The 17781-nt window shown below is 70.6% G+C and carries 12 protein-coding genes; 6 read left to right on the top strand and 6 right to left on the bottom strand.

Annotation, left to right across the window (positions count from 1 at the left end; genetic code table 11):
• The first annotated feature begins 79 nt into the window (after window positions 1-79).
• From ACFPA8_RS05185 to ACFPA8_RS05165, 5 genes are all read left to right on the top strand, one after another.
• The gene (locus tag ACFPA8_RS05185) at window positions 80-385 is read left to right on the top strand and encodes a hypothetical protein (protein WP_386442977.1); all 306 of its coding nucleotides are present in this window, start codon (window positions 80-82) and stop codon (window positions 383-385) included.
• Between the two features lie 118 nt (window positions 386-503).
• On the top strand, window positions 504-1379 hold the full coding sequence (locus ACFPA8_RS05180; RefSeq protein ID WP_386442974.1) for a hypothetical protein: 876 nt from the start codon (window positions 504-506) through the stop codon (window positions 1377-1379).
• Window positions 1380-1409: 30 nt separating this feature from the next.
• Window positions 1410-3389: a fumarate reductase/succinate dehydrogenase flavoprotein subunit gene (locus ACFPA8_RS05175; RefSeq protein WP_386442972.1), complete on the top strand. Its 1980-nt coding sequence runs from the start codon at window positions 1410-1412 to the stop codon at window positions 3387-3389.
• On the top strand, window positions 3389-4285 hold the full coding sequence (locus tag ACFPA8_RS05170) for a succinate dehydrogenase/fumarate reductase iron-sulfur subunit (RefSeq protein WP_386442970.1): 897 nt from the start codon (window positions 3389-3391) through the stop codon (window positions 4283-4285). Before ACFPA8_RS05175 ends, ACFPA8_RS05170 begins: the two co-directional genes overlap by 1 nt.
• Window positions 4286-4630: 345 nt before the next feature.
• Window positions 4631-6397 carry a serine hydrolase gene (locus ACFPA8_RS05165; protein WP_386442967.1) on the top strand — a complete coding sequence of 589 codons (1767 nt, stop codon included), beginning with the start codon at window positions 4631-4633 and terminating at the stop codon, window positions 6395-6397.
• 127 nt (window positions 6398-6524) lie between these two features.
• Here the strand turns inward: ACFPA8_RS05165 and ACFPA8_RS05160 are convergent, their stop codons facing one another.
• The 4 genes from ACFPA8_RS05160 to ACFPA8_RS05145 all read right to left on the bottom strand — a co-directional run bounded on the left by ACFPA8_RS05160 (window position 6525) and on the right by ACFPA8_RS05145 (window position 12363).
• On the bottom strand, window positions 6525-8318 hold the full coding sequence (locus ACFPA8_RS05160; protein WP_386442965.1) for an ATP-binding SpoIIE family protein phosphatase: 1794 nt from the start codon (window positions 8316-8318) through the stop codon (window positions 6525-6527).
• A gap of 343 nt (window positions 8319-8661) precedes the next feature.
• Complete coding sequence (locus ACFPA8_RS05155) at window positions 8662-11112, bottom strand: SpoIIE family protein phosphatase (protein WP_386442962.1); 2451 nt, start codon at window positions 11110-11112, stop codon at window positions 8662-8664.
• Window positions 11113-11202: 90 nt separating this feature from the next.
• Window positions 11203-11439 (bottom strand): SPOR domain-containing protein, encoded by a 237-nt coding sequence (locus tag ACFPA8_RS05150; protein ID WP_386442959.1) that lies wholly within the window; start codon window positions 11437-11439, stop codon window positions 11203-11205.
• Window positions 11440-11610: 171 nt separating this feature from the next.
• On the bottom strand, window positions 11611-12363 hold the full coding sequence (locus tag ACFPA8_RS05145; RefSeq protein WP_386442956.1) for a GntR family transcriptional regulator: 753 nt from the start codon (window positions 12361-12363) through the stop codon (window positions 11611-11613).
• Between the two features lie 469 nt (window positions 12364-12832).
• On the opposite strand from ACFPA8_RS05145, the gene ACFPA8_RS05140 reads away from it, so the two are divergent.
• Window positions 12833-15643, top strand: a complete 2811-nt coding sequence (locus tag ACFPA8_RS05140; RefSeq protein ID WP_386442954.1) for a LuxR C-terminal-related transcriptional regulator — start codon at window positions 12833-12835, stop codon at window positions 15641-15643.
• 56 nt (window positions 15644-15699) lie between these two features.
• On the opposite strand, the gene ACFPA8_RS05135 is transcribed toward ACFPA8_RS05140, so the two are convergent.
• On the bottom strand, window positions 15700-16335 hold the full coding sequence (locus ACFPA8_RS05135) for a hypothetical protein (RefSeq protein WP_386442952.1): 636 nt from the start codon (window positions 16333-16335) through the stop codon (window positions 15700-15702).
• A gap of 364 nt (window positions 16336-16699) precedes the next feature.
• Entirely contained in the window at window positions 16700-17749 is a 1050-nt protein-coding gene (locus tag ACFPA8_RS05130; RefSeq protein ID WP_386442949.1) for a TerC family protein, read from the bottom strand.
• Window positions 17750-17781 lie beyond the last annotated feature (32 nt).

Raw genomic sequence — 17781 nt, 5'->3', positions numbered from 1 at the left:
ACACTCGCCATCGCACCTTGACACGCAAGCCGCTCCTGAACACCAGCCAGCCGCCACCACCAGCGGAGGTAGGCACGTCATGTCACCTCAATCGTCACTGTCCGACGACCTGACGGCGGCCCAGCGCTGCCTCGACGAACTCACCCGCACCGTCGACCGCCTGGAGCGCCAGGTCGGTACGGGGCTGGAGATCCGGCGAGTCCGCAGTGACGCCGACCATCTGCGGGAGTCCCTGGCACTGCTGCGTGCGGCTTCACCGGCCACCGGGTCGGCGAGCACGGTCCGCCCCGAGATGGTCACGATCCCGGACAAGCCGTACGACCACGGCCTGTGGTCGGACGTCGACGACGAGGGGGTGGGCGCGAAGGACCGGCACGCGCCGTGAGCCCCGTGCGGCCGGACTGAACCTGCCCCGGCCACCTCCGGGCAGGTACGACCGGAACACGTCAGACGTCAGTCACGAGGCCGCCCCAGCTATCAAGTCGCCCATACCGGAGAAACCGTTGGCCACTGGCACCCAACCCCAACCGAATACGAGCAGTACAGGCAGCTCGAAGACCGCGAGCACGTCGCCGGGCGCGACCGGCACCGGAGGCGTGCAGACAGGCACGCGGCCCGCGCTCGCCGAGCGCCATCTGCGTACCGACCGCTGGTGGCTCGCCCCCGCGGGTACCGCGCTCGGCCTGCTCGCCTTCATCGTGTACTCGACCTGGCGGGCGTTCGCGAACGCCGACTACTACGTCGCGCCGTACGTCTCGCCCTTCTACTCCCCCTGCCTCGCGGAGAACTGCGAGCAGATGCAGGGCGGCCCCAACTGGGCCCTCTTCGGGGAGTGGTGGCCCCTGTCGCCCGCGCTGATCATCCTGATCTTCCCGCTGGGCTTCCGTCTCACCTGCTACTACTACCGCAAGGCGTACTACCGCTCGTTCTGGGCCTCTCCCCCGGCCTGCGCGGTGGCGGAGCCGCACAAGAGCTACTCCGGTGAGACGCGCTTCCCCCTCATCCTGCAGAACCTCCACCGCTACTTCTTCTACGCCGCAGTCCTCGTCGCGGTCATCCTGACGTGGGACACCGTGCTCGCCTTCCGCAACACGGACTACGAGTGGGGCCACATGGGCCTGGGGACCGTGGTCTTCCTCATCAACATCGTGCTGATCTGGGCGTACACCATCTCCTGCCACTCGTGCCGGCACATCGTCGGCGGGCGGCTGAAGCATTTCTCGAAGCATCCGGTGCGATACCGCATGTGGAGCGTGGTCGGACGGCTCAACGCCCGGCACATGCAGCTGGCGTGGGCGTCACTGCTGAGCGTGGGACTTGCCGATCTGTACGTGTACCTGCTGGCGACCGGTGCCATCACCGATCTGCAGCTCTTCTGACCACGCTTCTCTGAGAGGGATGCTCCACAAATGACGCAAGTCGAACGCCAGCAGTGGGATGTCGTCATCGTCGGCGCCGGCGGTGCGGGACTGCGGGCCGCGATCGAAGCACGTGAGCAGGGTCTGCGTACGGCCGTGATCTGCAAGTCCTTGTTCGGCAAGGCGCACACGGTGATGGCCGAGGGCGGAATCGCCGCCAGCATGGGCAACGCCAACGAGAGTGACAACTGGAAGGTTCACTTCCGGGACACGATGCGTGGCGGCAAGTTCCTCAACCACTGGCGGATGGCAGAGCTGCACGCCAAGGAGGCCCCCGACCGGGTCTGGGAGCTGGAGACCTGGGGGGCGCTGTTCGACCGTACTAAGGACGGCCGCATCTCCCAGCGCAACTTCGGCGGCCATGAATATCCGCGCCTCGCCCACGTGGGCGACCGTACGGGCCTGGAACTGATCCGCACGCTGCAGCAGAAGACCGTCGCGCTCCAGCAGGAGGACTACAAGGAGTTCGGCGACTACGAGGCCCGGCTGAAGGTCTTCCAGGAGTGCACCGTCACGCGCATCCTCAAGACGCCGGCCGAAGGCGGCGCTCCCGGGGAAGAGCGGGTCTCGGGCGTCTTCTGCTACGAGCGCGAGTCGGGCCGCTTCTTCGTCGTCGAGGCGCCTGCCGTGGTGCTGGCGACGGGCGGCATCGGCAAGTCCTTCAAGGTCACCTCCAACTCGTGGGAGTACACCGGCGACGGACACGCGCTGGCGCTGCTGGCCGGCGCCTCGCTGATCAACATGGAGTTCGTGCAGTTCCACCCCACGGGGATGGTCTGGCCGCCCTCGGTGAAGGGCATCCTCGTCACCGAGTCGGTGCGCGGTGACGGCGGCGTCCTCCGCAACTCCGACGGCAAGCGCTTCATGTTCGACTACATCCCCGACGTCTTCAAAGAGAAGTACGCGGAGTCGGAGAGCGAAGCCGACGGCTGGTACGAGGACCCGGCGAACAACCGCAGGCCGCCCGAGCTCCTGCCGCGCGACGAGGTCGCCCGTGCGATCAACGCCGAGGTCAAGGCGGGCCGCGGCTCTCCGCACGGGGGCGTCTTCCTGGACGTCTCGACGCGCATGTCCGCCGATGTGATCCGCCGCAGGCTCCCGTCCATGCACCACCAGTTCAAGGAACTGGCGGACGTGGACATCACGTCGGAGCCCATGGAGGTCGGCCCCACCTGCCACTACGTGATGGGCGGCGTCGACGTCGACCCCGACACGGCGGCCGCCGTGGGAGTCACCGGGCTCTATGCCGCGGGCGAGGTCGCGGGCGGCATGCACGGCTCGAACAGGCTCGGCGGCAACTCGCTCTCCGACCTGCTGGTCTTCGGACGCCGCGCCGGCCTGCACGCCGCCCAGTACGCGGCGGAGCTGAAGGACGCCCGGCCCGTCGTCAGCGAGGAGCAGATCGAGAGCGCCGCGGCTGAGGCGCTGCGGCCGTTCAGTGCCGCGGAGGTCCCCGACGGCGCACCGGCTGAGAACCCCTACACCCTCCACCAGCACCTGCAGCAGTCCATGAACGACCTCGTCGGCATCATCCGCCGCGAGGAGGAGATGGCCCAGGCGCTGGAGCGGCTTGCGGAGCTGCGCGTACGGGCGACGTACGCGGGCGTCGAAGGGCACCGCCAGTTCAACCCCGGCTGGCACCTGGCGATCGACCTGCGCAACATGCTGCTGGTCAGCGAGTGCGTGGCACGGGCGGCGCTCACCCGCACCGAGTCGCGCGGCGGTCACACCCGCGACGACTTCCCCGAGATGGACCGTCAGTGGCGGCGCTCGAACCTCGTGTGCACTCTCGCCGACGAGCCGGTCTCCCTCGACGCCTCGACGGAGCCGGGCGAGGCCGCCGAACGTGCCGAACGGGGCCGCATCGACCTGCACCGCCGCGACATGCCGCCGATCCGCACGGATCTGCTGGAGCTCTTCGAGAAGGAGGAGCTGATCAAGTACCTGACGGACGAGGAGCTGACAACCTGATGAGCGCGGAGACCCATGCGGGCGAAGGCGCGGGCACACACATCCGCCCCGCCGCGGAGGACGCAGCCGGCACCGCTCCGGGCACCGGCACACCGGGTGCGGTCGCCGGCGGCGCACCGGACGCGACGAGCACCAGCTACATCGCGCACTTCCGGGTCTGGCGGGGCGACATCGACGGCGGCGGCCTCACGGACTTCGAGGTCGAGGTCCACGAGGGCGAGGTCGTGCTCGACATCGTCCACCGGCTGCAGGCCACCCAGGCGCCGGATCTCGCGGTGCGGTGGAACTGCAAGGCAGGAAAGTGCGGCTCGTGCAGTGCCGAGATCAACGGACGCCCGCGGCTGCTGTGCATGACGCGGATGTCCGTCTTCGAACGCACGGAGACGATCACGATCACGCCGCTGCGCGCGTTCCCCATCGTGCGGGACCTGGTCACGAACGTCTCGTACAACTACGCCAAGGCCCGCGAGGTGCCGGCGTTCGTACCGCCCCAGGACCTCGGGCCGGGCGAGTACCGGATGCAGCAGGAGGACGTGGAGCGTCCCCAGGAGTTCCGCAAGTGCATCGAGTGCTTCCTGTGCCAGGACACCTGCCACGTGGTGCGTGACCACGAGGAGAACAAGCAGGCGTTCGCCGGTCCGCGCTTCCTCATGCGGGTGGCGGAACTGGACATGCATCCCCTGGACGCCGCCGAGGAGACCGGCCTGGACCGCAAGACGACGGCCCAGGACGAGCACGGGCTGGGGTACTGCAACATCACCAAGTGCTGCACGGACGTCTGCCCCGAGCACATCAAGATCACCGACAACGCCCTCATCCCGCTCAAGGAGCGGGCTGCGGACCGTAAGTACGACCCGATCGTCTGGCTCGGCAACAAGATCCGTCGCCGTTCCTGAGGTCTTCCGTGAGATCGCTCACCAGGCCGTGCACGACGAGGCGTGACACCATGTGACAGCACGTGACGGGAGCGTCGCGGCATCTGCGGCAGCAGTCCGCAGCTCTGCCGCGGTCGCTCCCGGCCGTGCTCCGCGCCGCGCTCCGGCCGGTGCGGGAGCGGCAGCGGGCCGTGACTCCAGTGGTCGGACCAACGGCGTCACCGTCTCCACGTCACAAGGGCCGTCTTGCTGTATACGCTGAACAGCTCCGGCGCACCGGAAGCGGTGCACCGGTTGCGTCAGCATCCGCATCGTCCGTACCAGCGCAGGGGAACCGCGATGAGACGTCGGCACTTCCTTGGAACCGTGGGCAGCCTCGCTGTGGCATACGGCGTGGGGCCGAGCTCCGCTCCCGCCCTGGCCGCCTCCTGGTACGGCTCCGGCTCCGGAGGGCCGCCGACGGTGACACCGGACGATCTTGAATTCCGGCCGCACCGGCTGCGGCCGGGCAGCCCGCACCGCGCGGGGCTGCTGCGCGCGGAGGTCGAGAAGATCGTCCCGGCCGCCGAGGAGTTCATGCGGCCCGGTCCGGGACGTCCTCACCCGTCGCACCCGGGCTTCGTACTGCTCGCCGCCAGGAACGGCGTCGTCGTCGAGCAAGAGGCCCGTGGTCACGCGCTGCGCTATGCCAAGTGGGACGAGGCGTCGCAGACGGCGGTCGAGCTGCCACGCGAGCAGTGGGTCCCCATGCGCCGCGACACGATCTTCGACGTGGCCTCGGTCTCGAAGCTCTTCACCTCGGTCGTCCTCGTGAGCATGGCGGAGCGGGGCGAGGTCGACCTGGACTCGCCGGTGACGCGCTACCTTCCCGAGTTCGACGAGAGCGATCCCGCCAAGTCCGCGATCGTCGTACGGCAGCTGGTGACGCACACCTCGGGCATGAAGGCCGACATGGACCTCCAGCCCTACCCGGACAACGAGGCCCGGCTGGCCGCCATCTACGCGGAACCCCTCGACAACCCGCCCGGCGAGCACTACACGTACTCCGACCTCGGCCTCATCACGGCCGGCCACCTCCTGGCGGAGGTCGCCGGCAAGGGCCTCGACGACCTCGTCGCCCAGATCATCACCGAGCCGCTGGGGATGACCGACACCGGCTACAACCCGCCCGAGTCGAAGCTCGGCCGCATCGCTGCGACCGAGTACATGCCGTGGACGGGCAGAGGCATGGTCCGCGGCTCCGTGCACGACGAGAAGGCGTACTACCTGGGCGGCGTCGCCGGGCACGCGGGCATCTTCTCCACGGCGTCCGACCTCGCCGTCTTCGGACAGATGGTGCTCAACGGAGGTACGTACGGCGGGCACAGGATCCTCGGTGAGAAGTGGATCCGCGAGATGCTCACCAACCAGAACCCCGGCATGGGCGCCACAGCGGCCCGCGGGCTGGGCTGGCAGCTGGACCAGCGCTTCTACATGGACGCGATGACGTCGCCGGTCAGCTTCGGCCACACCGGCTACACGGGCCCGTGCCTGGTGGGCGACCCCATCAGCGGCAGTCTCTTCGTCTTCATGGCCAACAGGGTGCACCCCACCCGCGAGTGGGGCACCGAGAGCGTCTACCGCCGCGCCCCCGCCCGGCGCCTGGCGCGCGCGGTCCCGGTGCGGCCTGCGGTCTCGCGGGCCGCCTGGTACTCGGGACAGCGCAACGGGACGACGAGCACCCTGCACGTCCCGCTGAAGGAGGCCGTCCGCAAGGACGCCTCCCTCTCCTTCCGGCTCTGGTACGACACCGAGCCCTCCGACATCTGCACTCTCGAAGCCACGACCGGAACGGGCGCGGACGCGGAGTGGAAGGCCGTTCCGCTCCGCCTGCGGGTGGGGGACCACCGCTGGCGCACCGAGGGCGACGTCTCCGGCTTCTCCGGCCGCCAGTGGCTGCACGCCGAAGGGTCGCTGCCCGACGGTGTGACGGGCGTGCGCTGGCGCTACGTCAACGACGAGGATCAGCAGGGACGCGGCATCTACCTCGACGACGTCCGGGTACTTGCCGGCTCCCGTCCGGTGTTCATGAGCGTCCGGCCGCGCGACAACGCCCTTGTCAAGGCGGAAGGCTGGGAGCTCTCCGGGAACTGAGGCTCCGCCGGGGCCGCTCCCGCAAAGGCGGGCGGCCCCGCGGGCCACGGTGAGACGGTGGCTGCCGGTGGCACTCGCGCCGTGGCCGGAGGAGAAGCCGGGAGAGGCGCCGTCAGGAGAGACGTGGTCAGAAGAGGCTGAGCAGCGCCTCGGTGGGATCGACGGGCTTGGAGTCCCGCCCGGGACGCGCGAGTTCGAACCAGACCGTCTTCCCCCTGTGCGTCCGCCTGCTGCCCCAGCCGGCGCTCAGCAGCCCGACAAGCTGGAGGCCCCGTCCACCCTCGTCGGTCACCTGGGCTCGGCGGCGGCGAGGCTGGACGAGGCCGGAGTCCCACACCTCGCACACGAGCGTCCGGTCAAGCAGCAGCCGTATTCGGATGTCGCCTTCGCCGTGCCGGAGAGCGTTCGTCACCAGCTCGCTGACCAGCAGCTCCGCCGTGTCGGCGAGACCGTCCAGGTCCCAGGCGCCGAGCTGCTCCCGTGTCAGTTCGCGTGCGCGGGCCACGGAACGCGGCTCGGCCGAGAGGGTCCAGTCTCCGACGGCACCGTCCGGCAGTCCCTGCACCCGGGCCACCAGCAGGGCGATGTCGTCCTCGCCGTGGTGGACGTTGAGCGTCGTGAGCACCCGGTCGGCGACGTTCTCGAGCTCCTCGGTGGCATCGGTCAGGGCCGCACGCAGAGCGCCGAGCCCCTCGTCGATGGGGTGGTCGCGCGACTCCACGAGACCGTCGGTGTACAGCGCGATCATCGACCCGTCGGGCAGCTCGGTCTCGATCTCCTCGAAGGGCTCGCCGCCCACTCCGAGCGGCACGCCCTTGGGGACCTCGATCATCAGCGCCGAATCGCCCGGTTCGACGAGTACGGGCGGCAGGTGCCCGGCGTTGGCGATCGTGCACCGGCGGGACACGGGGTCGTACACGGCGAAGATGCACGTGGCGAGGTAGACCTCCGCCAGGTCGTCGCCACCGCGCTGGGATCCGGGCGCGTCACCGAGGCCGCGGGCGATCTCGTCCAGGGCGCCGAGCACCTCGGCCGGCTCCATGTCGGTGGTGAGGGCCAATGTCCGTACAGCGGTGCGCAGTTCACCCATGGCTACCGCCGCGCGCAGACCTCGTCCCATCACGTCGCCCACGACGACGGCGGTGCGGTGCCCGGGGAGTTCGATGACGTCGAACCAGTCTCCGCCCACCTCGGTCGCCGGGTTGCCGGGCAGGTAGCGGCAGGCGATCTCGAGTCCGGCCGCCTCCGGGTCGCCGGGCGGGAGGAGGCTGCGCTGCAGGATCAACGCCCGCTCGTGTTCCCTGCGGTAGAGGCGGGCGTTGTCTATGCACACGGCGGCGCGGGAGGCGAGTTCGGCCGCGAGGGCCGCGTCGCGTTCCCCGAACGGTTCGCTGCCCTTGACCCGGGAGAACTGGACGAGCCCGAGCACCCGGTCGCGGGCGACCATCGGCACGGCGAGCGTGGACTGCACGACGGCGCCGAACTGCAGCGGCACCGTCCCGTCCTGGCCGGGTATGTGCTGAACCCGCCCGCTGCGCAAGGCGTTCGCGCACGGCGTGTGGAAGGGGTAGCAGTGCGTCGCGCCGACCGTCACCGGGCTCGACGCGCTGGTGGAGCCCGCGCCTTCGCGGGCGATCGAGGGCGGCGCCTCGGACACCGAACTGGCGAATCCGACGCGGCGCAGTTCGCCGCTGCCGTCGCCGGGGCCGACGGGCCGCGGTTCGTCACCGGCGAGAACGTCCATGTACAGGTCGACCGACGCAAGGTCGCAGAACTGCGGGACGCCTACGTCCAGCAACTCGCGCGCGGTGGTCTCGAGGTCGAGCGAGTTGCCGATGCGTGCCCCCGCCGCGTTGAGCAGGGCGAGAGCGCGGCGAACGTCGTCCGGCTTGCCTGCCGCCTCCACAGGGATATCGCTCAACGCCGCCCCTTCCCGTGACCAGTGTGGCACCGGTTCCGAGCAGTGTGGCAGGCGTAAGGCACCCGGAACACGCTCTTCCCGATCGCTGCACAGATTTCTGCAGTTCCTGTCGGTTCCCACAAAAACCGTGCCGCCCCACACCTCCGTGCAATCTCTCCCCTGACATCTGCAGGGACACCAGACTCCTAACCCGGCCAGGGGTGTTCGAACCATTTTGCGCGAGGGCGCACATCAGGAGCAGGGGCGCGGGCGAAAATCCGGAACAAGGCGCACATGCACAGAAATACGGCACGACGCGTCCGGGACATTCCCGGGCGACGTGCCGTGCGCCCCCGAACACCCCTCAGGGCAGGGCGATTTCGAACCAGACCGTCTTGCCCATGGGCCCGTGCCGCGTGCCCCAGCGCCGTGCCTCCCTGGCCACGAGACGGATGCCGCGCCCGCCTTCGTCGTCGGGCAGGGCGCTGCGCTCCCGCGGGGGGTCGGGCAGCGGATCGGAGACCTCGACCAGCAGTGAACTTCCGCGCACCATGCGCACACCGATGGGTCCGTGCGCGTACCTCATCGAGTTGGTGACCAGCTCACTGACGAGCAGCACGCTCGTGTCCTCCAGGGCCTCCAGTCCCCACTCGCGCAGCGTCCGGCGTACGACCTCGCGGGCCCTGCGTACGGCGTAGCTCTCGGCGGGGAACGTCCAGGACGCGGCGCTCCCCTGGGGGAGACCTCCCAGTTTCGCCATCAGGAGGGCGACGTCGTCGATGGGCTGGGAGGCCGTTCTGCCGTCCAGGTCGCCGATGACGCTGTCGCAGGCCTCCTCCAGAGTGGCCGGAGTGTCCGGGTCCTCCCCCGCGGGACCGCCCGAGAGCACCGTGCAGAGCCGGTCGATGCCCTCGGTGATGTCCTCTCCCCGCGCTTCGATGAGTCCGTCCGTGTAGAGGATCAGCACGGAGCCCTCGACCACTTCGAGTTCGTAGGACTCGAAGGGGACGCCGCCGACGCCGAGCGGCGCACCCGAAGGCAGGTCGAGTGAGTGCGCCTGCCAGCTGCCGTCCGTTTCCTCGGTGAGGAGGATGGGCGGCGGATGGCCCGCCTTGGCCAGGCTGCACCGGCGGGTGGACGGGTCGTAGACCGCGTACACACAGGTGGCGATGAGCGGCTCGTCGGGGGTCTGCACGAAGTCGTCGGCGAGGTCGTTGACCCGCCGCAGCAGCTCGTCGGGGGGCAGGTCGAGACCGGCGAGGGTCCGCACCGCCGTACGCATCCGCCCCATGGTCACCGCCGCGTGCAGCCCGTGCCCCATCACGTCCCCGACGACGAAGGCGACCCGGCCGCCGGCGAGTGGAATGACGTCGAACCAGTCGCCCCCGACCTCGGTGCCGCTGCTGCCGGGCACGTACCGGTACGCCACGCGCACTCCGGGCGGCTCGGGCACCCTCTGGGGCAGCAGGCTGCGCTGGAGCATCAGGGCCCCGGCCCGTTCACGCGCGTAGAGCCGGGCGTTGTCGAGGGAGATGCCGGCGCGGTCGGCCAGCTCCATGGCCAGCGCTATGTCGTCACGGTTGAACTGCTCGCGCCCCTCGGCCCGGCTGACGACCAGCAGACCCAGCACGACCCCGCGGGCGCGCAGCGGTACGGCCATCAGCGAGTGGACGCCGAGGTCCAGAGCCGCCTGCATCTTCGGGTCGCCCGGATAGGTGGCCGCCAGCAACTCCCGTGGCGAGGACGCGAGATGGGGAACGCCGGTGGCGAGCGTCCGGCCGAAGAAGGAGTCCGCGAGAAAGGGGACGTCCTGGCCGACGCGGAGCATCCGGTTGACCGTCGGGTTCTCCTCGCGGGCGGCGACGCCGAGCTGGAAGAGCGGCGTACCGGTGAGGAGCTCGATGTCGGGCAGATCACCGCCGTGCGCCGCCGCACCGATCAGCATGACGCCCGCGTAGTCGGCGAGACGGGGCACGAGGCTGGAGGCGAGTGCCTGCGAGATCGCGGTCACGTCGAAGCGGTCCGCGAGACCGACGCCCACGTCGTCGAGGAGCGCCAGCCGCTCCCGCGCCGCTTCGATCTTCTCCAGTGCCTCGCGCCGTTCGGTGATGTCCATGATCACGCAGCTCACCCCGAGCACTTCGCCCTTGTTGCTGGTGAGCCTGCTGTAGGACACGGAGCGCGAGCCGGGTCCGTCCGGCGCCGGCATCACCACGTCCACGACGGGCTCTCCGGTCTCCAGCACCGTGGACTGGACGGTCGAGACCTCCTCCGCCATCCAGTCGGGGAAGACCTCGCGGACGTCCTTGCCGAGATGCTGCTCGGCCGGGAGCTGATCGAGCCTGGCCAGGGCCTCGTTGACGCGGACGAACCGCTTGTCGTTGTCGAAGAGCGCGATGCCGAGCGGGGAGGAGGCGAAGAGGGCGTCGAGCGCGGCGAGGTCGTGCTCGACGGAGCGGAGCCTGCTCGTCTCGACGATGTTGGCGAGCACGACGGGGTGGTCGCCGGTGTCGTACAGCAGCGAGACCCTGCCCTCGACCGCGACGCGGTGACCGGCGCTGTGCAGGATGTTCATCGTGCCGCGCCAGCGGCGCTCACGCTTGAGCGCTTCGTCGCGCTTGCGTTCGCCCTCGCCGTAGCCGTCCTCGAGAAAGTCCTGGATGCGATGCCCTGTGACCTGCTCGGCGCGCCAGCCGAGGATCTCCTCCGTCATCGGGTTCCAGAGCAGGATTCGTCCGTTCCCGTCGAGCATGACGGTCCCGACTCGGAGGGTGTCGAGGATCGAGGCCACTCCCTCGGAGGGTCCTGTGCTCACACCGCCCACGTCCCTGATCGGGTAGCTGACCCGTCCGGGCATTCCGGACGAGTAGGACTTAGTAGTCCATATACCCGATTTTGAGCCTAGTCAGGCGTACTCGCCGCTCGCACACTTCGCGGGCTCGACCAGATAGCGGCCGCCGCCCTTCCCCTCCCCGGGGCTCGTTCCGGCCGCGCGACCCCCCTTCCCGCCGAGGCGGTCGGCGACCAGCTGCGCTTCCGTCCGGGTGGAATAGCCGCCCACGCGATACCTGTAGCCGTCACCGTCCTCGCGTATGACATGCCACGGCAGCACAGCCTCGCCGTCTCCGCTCACGCTTCGCATATGCCGGAGCTTACGCCTGGTCCTCACTCAGCGCATTCGGCTTTACACGAAGAGGTACGGTTTTCGGCCACACGTTCGCCCGGGTGCGGTGATCGGCTGCGAAGCGCCGGGACGGACCCAGAGGCACCGCACGACGGCCGGGGCGTCCAGCGCGGCCCCGGCCGTCGGACGTCACTTCACGGGCAGGTGGTACGAGACACGGAAGCGGTCCGCCGGGACCACCACGTCGGCCGTCTCCACCGGGCGTCCGCCCGCGAAGAACGTGCGGGTCACGACCAGGACCGAATGCCCGGGAACGCCCCCCAGGTCGATCATCTCCTCCGCCAGTCCGGGGCGGGCGCCGACCTCCTCGACGACGTTGTCCACCACGACGTCGATGGCCGCCATCCGCTCCACGACGCCCTTGCCGCCCAGCGGCCCGTCCTCGGGCAGCACCACGGGGGTACGCCCCGTCACGCACAGCGGTTCCCAGGAGGTGGAGATCATCGAGGGCTCCCCCTCGACCCTGAACACGTACCGCGTGCGCATCACGCGCTCACCGGGCTCGATGCGCAGCCGCTCCGCGACGAGGGGACTCGCGTCCTCCTGCTCGCTGCGCGACTCCCAGGTGCCCTTCACGTCCTCGTCGGACTGCTCCTGCCGGAACGGCGTGGACTCGCCCAGCGCGCGGTAGCCGGTACGGGCGACGCGGCGCGGCACCGGGTGCTCGCGCACGTACGTGCCCGACCCGGAGCGCCCCTCGACGAGCCCCTCGGCCATCAGCACCTTGCGGGCTTCGAGGGCGACTGTGTCGGAGACGCCGTACGCAGCCCGGATCTTGGCCTGGGAGGGCAGCCGGGTGTGGGGCGGCAGATCACCGCCGACGATCTTCTGGCGAAGGTCCCCGGCGACGCGCAGATAGGCGGGCTGTTCACCGAATGGCACGAGTGCCCTCCCCGTTCCCGAGAGTCACGACAAGTAGTCAAGTTGACAATGGGCAACAGCTTCGCAACTCACCGTTGAGACTCGCAACGTACGCCCAGAGTTTCACCCGAAGTGATGAGTAGCTGCTCAGAGCCTCCACACAAGGCCGTGAAGCCTCCACATCTCGCTGCTCGTGCGTGCTCGTCCGACCGGTACGGACGGTTGTCCGGACGGGTTGCCGCGGCGTTCAACCGTCCGTGCCGGGCGGGCGTCGGACGCGGGACTCCGACTCCGGACTCCGGACCCCGGACCCCTGACTCCGGCCGGAGCTCGGTGCCGGGCTCCGGTGGGGGTGCGGCCGGGGCTCCGGTGCGAGCCCTGGTCCGTCCCTGCGGCGGTGTGATAGGCAGCGGTCACCTCAGCGGAGGCGTGCGAGCCCCTCCCCGTACCGAACGTCACGGGGAGGAACGATGACGAGGAGCGGCCTGTCGTGTGCGAACGGGCATGGGAGGCGCGGCTGACGGAGGCGCTGGACGGGACCGGGCACCCTACGCTGCTGCTGGTCGAGGGAGCCGCCGGCATGGGAAAGAGCCGGCTGGTGCAGCATCTGACCCGGTTGCCGCAGGCGCGGTCCGCGGCGCGGCTGACCGTCTCCTTCCGGGCGTCCGGAGCCGTCGTGGTCTCCGAGCCGGTGCGACCGGGCTCCCGGGAGGGTCCGGCACAGGCCGTGGCGCCGGCCGCCGCCGGGCCGGGAGCGAGCGCCCAGCGGACTCTCACAGCGGCACTCGACGCCGTGCGATCCGTCCGACCCGTCCGCCCCGTCCTCCTCGTCGCCGAGGACGTCCACCACGCGGACGGGAGCTGTCTGGAAGTGCTGCGCGGCTTGCTGCGCGAACCACCGGCGGGGCGGTTCGCGGCCCTGCTGACGTACCGGCCCGGACAACTGGCCAACAGGGGGCTGCCGCTGGGACAGGCAGTGGACTACCCGGCGCGGCTGTCGGTGGCGCGATGGCGCCTGAGACCCCTGGACGAGCAGCAAGTACGGAGCGCAGCCGAGGAGCTGCTGGGGACACAACGCTGTTCCGGCGAGCTGGTCACCGGCCTGCGGCAGCGCTCCGGCGGGGTGCCGCAGGTGCTCGTGGACCTGCTGGGGATGCTGCGGGACGCGGGCGGCGAGCAGCAGCACTTCACCGTCAGGGACGTGGACGAGGTGGGGGTGCCCGTCCGGCTGGCCGAGTCGGTGCTCGGCCAGGTCGACTCCCTGCCCGGGGAGCACCGTCCGATCGTCTGGGCGGCCGCCGTGGTCGGCCAGCCGGAGAACGCACAGGACCTGGCCGCCGTCGCGGGGCTGCACGGCGACGACGGACGGGCCGCGCTCGTCGCGGCGCTGGACGCCTCGGCCCTGCAGGAGACGGAGGAGGGACGCTACGGCTTCGACGTCCCCCTCGCGGCGTCGGCCGTGTACCGGCAACTGCCCGGGCCGCTGCGTGAGCAACTGCACCACAGGGCGGCGACGTTGCTCACCGCCCGCGAGTCCGTGCCCTGGGCCCGCGTCGCCCGCCACTGGAAGGGCTGCGGCCGGACCGAGGAGTGGCTGCGGGCCACGGAGCACGTGGCTGACGGCGACGGCGGCGGAACCGTCACGGAGGACGAGGCAGCCGTCGCCCTGCTGGAACAGGCGCTCGCGCAGGGAAACGCGCCCCCGGAGAGGCGGGCGCGGCTGGCCCTGGCGCTCGCCCGGGGCGCCACGCTCGGCCTGCGGACGGAGGAAACCGTCCAGGTGCTGCAGAGGACCGTTGCCGACCCGACGCTCCCGGCTGCCGTCAGGGGCGAGATACGGCTCGAACTCGGCCTGCTGCTGCACAACCAGAAACGGCGCTTCCACGAGGGTCGCGAGGAAGTGCGGCGCGCTGTAGGCGAGTTGTCGGAACGTCCCGCACTGGCCACGCTGGCGATGGCGGCGCTGGCCAACCCGTTCTTCCCCGGTGCCTCCCTGTCCGAGAACTCCGGCTGGCTGCGGCGGGCGGAGGAGGCGGCCGCCGCGTCACAGGACTCCACAGCGCTCACCGCAGCCGCCGCGAGCCGCGCGACGCTGCTGATGACCACCGGTGACCCCGGCGCCTGGCCGCTCGTGGAACGGCTCCCCCGGCACAGCTCTGCCCTTGCGGACGCTCAGCAGGCGGCACGGGCCCTCTGCAACACCGCGAGCGGCGCCGTGTACCTGGGCCACCACCGGCGTGGTGCCCGACTGCTGCGTGAGGGGCTGGAGCTGGCCGCCCGCAGCGACGCGCCGTTCCTCGGACGGGTCGGCAGCGGCACCGCCCTCTTCCGCGACTGGCTCACCGGTTCCTGGGACGGTCTCGCGGAACGGTGCACGGGCATGGTCGCGGAGGACGGCATCACCCACAACGCCCGCGTCGTACTCGCCCTGCTCGCCCTGGCGAAGGGCGAGTGGGCTGCGGCGGACGACTGGCTTCCGCCCGGCGACCCTTCGTCCTACGAGGGATGCGAGACGCCTGTGGCCGCCACGGCGGCGGGAGCCCGCATCCGGCTTCTCCTCGCCCGGGAGCACACCGGGTCCGCGGCGTCGGCGGCGGCGTCGGCCTGGACGTGGCTCGCCGAGAAGGGGGTGTGGGTCTGGGGCGCCCAACTGGCGCCCTGGGCCGCGGAGGCCCACGTCCGCGCAGGCCGGCGCCGGACCGCGGGGAGACTGGTGGCACAGTTCGCGAGTGGTCTGACCGGACGGGACGCCCCTGCGGCGGATGCCGCCCTGTTGCAGTGCCGCGCCGTCCTGGCGGAGGCGGACGGTGAACTGCAGGAGGCACTGGCCCTGTTCAGGGAGGCGGGCGCGGCCTACGGGCAGCTTTCGTACCCGTATGCGCAGGCGCTGATGGCAGAGGGTGCCGGCCGCTGCGCGTTCGGTACGGGCAGCGCAGTGGACGCCGCGGTCGAGGAAGTGACCGCCTGCGTGGAGGTGCTGAGCCGCCTGGGCGCTTCCTGGGACGCCGCACGCGTGCGGGCCGCCCTGCGCGCCCGTCACCCGGCGGCGGGGAGGCGGCCCCGGGGGCGTCCGGCCTACGCGGAGAAGCTGTCCCCCCGTGAGGCCGAGGTCGCGGAACTGGCCGCCGGCGGGCTCACCAACCGGGAGATCGCAGCCACGCTGCATCTGTCGCCGCGCACGGTGGAGCAGCACGTCTCGCGGGCCATGCGCAAGCTGGGCGTCGGCCTCCGGCAGGAGCTGGCGGAGCGGGCGCCGCGCGGACGGGCGGACCGCGGCCCGGACACAGGCACGGGCAGCTGACGACGGAGCGGGCCGGACGCCTCGTACGCGTCCGGCCCGCCCGCCACCGGTCGGTGTCAGCAGATCGTCGGTCGCATGACCTCGTAGGCGCTCGCCCAGTTCATGCAGCCCGCCGCGGAGTGGGGGTGCCACTCGTGTCCGAACTCGTGCGCGGCGAGGAGCGCGAAGTCGCTCACCTGCGTGGAGAGCAGCATCATCTGGCCCGGGCCGTAGTTGCACCCGACGGCGTTGGCTGTACCGAAGCAGTCGGCGATGAGGCTGGTGGTGCACTCGACCGGCTTGCCGCTGCCGGGTGTCTCGGTGGCGCCCTGCCAGAAGTTGGCGCCCTGGCGGATCAGGCCCTCGAGGCCGGCGCACGAGGGCATGATCTGGTAGCCCCAGGCCGCCTTCGGGCCGTCCGGCTTCTCCTTCAGCTTCGGCGAGACGCCGTCGACGATCTTCCCGTCACCGGGGGCCTTCCCGTCCTCGGCTGCTTCGGCTGCCTTGTCCGCTTTGGCTGCCTCGGCTTCGGCGGCCTTCGCGCCCTCGGCGTCCGCGGTGGACTCCGAGTCGCCCGAGACCTGCTGGACCCGGGCGGTCCCGGTACGCGGTGAGTCGGCGCCCTCACCCGCGCTGGCCGCGGCCGGGTACGCGGCGACCAGGGCGAACACCAGGGCGGAAGCCCCGGCGAGTCTTCTGAACGACGTGCGCATGACAAACTCCTCGTCTGGGGGCGCGACGAGCCCCGTCGGCACGCTCTGCCCGTCGTGGACGTCGCCGCGATAGAACGGGCGCGAAGCGCAAGCCCGTGCGGTCGATCACCCGGAAAGTACTCGCGCGTGTACGGACGGGCCTATACGGACCGGCGGAACCACGGATACGCAAACAAACCCGGGCCGTGCCCCGGGCGGCCCCGCCGTACCGCGGGAAGAGACACGCGGAGGGGGCCGGTCCCCGCGGAGACCGGCCCCCTCCGGGACGCCGTGCCGGACGTCACCGGCCGTACGTCACGGACAAGGAGTCCGTACGCCACCGCCGCCCACCCGTGGAAGCGGAACGCACCGAAACAGGTCGTGGTCATCGGCCGTCCTTCCCGTCCGAGCGGCGCGGGGCACCGGGCTGACCGGGTGCGGGAGCCGTCCCGCCGCCGCCGGAACCGCCGCCGGTCCTGGCCGGGTCGTCGTCGCTGTCGGTGGGCTGGTTGCGGGTACCGATCAGCGACCAGGCGATGGAGACGGTGATGGTGCCGGCGATGACACCCAGGGTGAGCGGGATGGGCAGCTTCCCGACCGGGGTCTCGGACAGGATCAGCTTGATCCCTGCGAAGCCGAGCAGGACCGCGAGTCCGTAGTGGAGGTAGGCGAAGCGGCGGAGCAGTCCGGCGAGGCAGAAGTACAGGCTGCGCAGGCCCAGGACGGCGAAGGCGTTGGCGGTCCACACCAGGAAGGTGCTGGTGGTGATGGCCAGGACGGCGGCGACGGAGTCGACGGCGAAGATCAAGTCGGTGGCCTCGATGGCGACCAGGACCACGAACAGCAGGGTCGCGACCCGCTTGCCGTTGACGCGGAGGAAGAACTTGTCGCCGTGGAACTTGGGGTCTGTCGGGATGAGCTTCTTGACCAGGCGGACGATGGGGTTGCGGTCGGGGTGGACCTCTTCGTCCTTGGAGACAGCCATCTTGTAGCCGGTCCAGAGCAGAAACGCGCCGAAGAGGTAGGCGGTCCAGAAGAACACCTGGAGCAGCTCCGCGCCGACGAAGATGAACACCAGCCGCGCCGCGAGCGCCCCGATGACGCCCCAGAAGAGGACTTTGTGCTGGTAGGCGTCGGGGACGGCGAAGAAGGAGAAGACCAGCGCGAAGACGAAGACGTTGTCGATCGACAGGGCTTTTTCGATCAGGTAGCCGGCGTAGTAGGTGGAGGACACCTCCCCGCCCTGCCACGCCCAGAGGATGAGCCCGAAGCCGAGGCCGATGGCGATCCAGACGCCGCTCCAGATGGCGGCCTCACGGAAGCCGATCACGTGGTTGTCGCGGTGAGCGAGCAGGTCGACGGCGAGCATGATGCCGATGCCGACGGTGACCGCGGCCCACACCCACACCGGGACGGCAAACGACGGGTCATTCATCGCGAAGGGTTCCTCTCCCAGGGCGGGCCAGG

Origin of the sequence: Streptomyces ovatisporus (assembly GCF_042653885.1) — a bacterium.
Lineage (GTDB): Bacteria > Actinomycetota > Actinomycetes > Streptomycetales > Streptomycetaceae > Streptomyces > Streptomyces ovatisporus.
This window is presented reverse-complemented; position numbering and strand designations above follow the sequence as displayed.

What these genes read in the sequence shown, in the direction of transcription:
- ACFPA8_RS05185 (WP_386442977.1), top strand. Translation starts at nt 80, where the DNA reads ATGTCACCTCAATCGTCACTGTCCGACGACCTGACGGCGGCCCAGCGC.
- ACFPA8_RS05175 (WP_386442972.1), top strand. Translation starts at nt 1,410, where the DNA reads ATGACGCAAGTCGAACGCCAGCAGTGGGATGTCGTCATCGTCGGCGCC.
- ACFPA8_RS05170 (WP_386442970.1), top strand. Translation starts at nt 3,389, where the DNA reads ATGAGCGCGGAGACCCATGCGGGCGAAGGCGCGGGCACACACATCCGC.
- ACFPA8_RS05150 (WP_386442959.1), bottom strand. Translation starts at nt 11,439, where the DNA reads ATGCGAAGCGTGAGCGGAGACGGCGAGGCTGTGCTGCCGTGGCATGTC.
- ACFPA8_RS05135 (WP_386442952.1), bottom strand. Translation starts at nt 16,335, where the DNA reads ATGCGCACGTCGTTCAGAAGACTCGCCGGGGCTTCCGCCCTGGTGTTC.
- ACFPA8_RS05130 (WP_386442949.1), bottom strand. Translation starts at nt 17,749, where the DNA reads ATGAATGACCCGTCGTTTGCCGTCCCGGTGTGGGTGTGGGCCGCGGTC.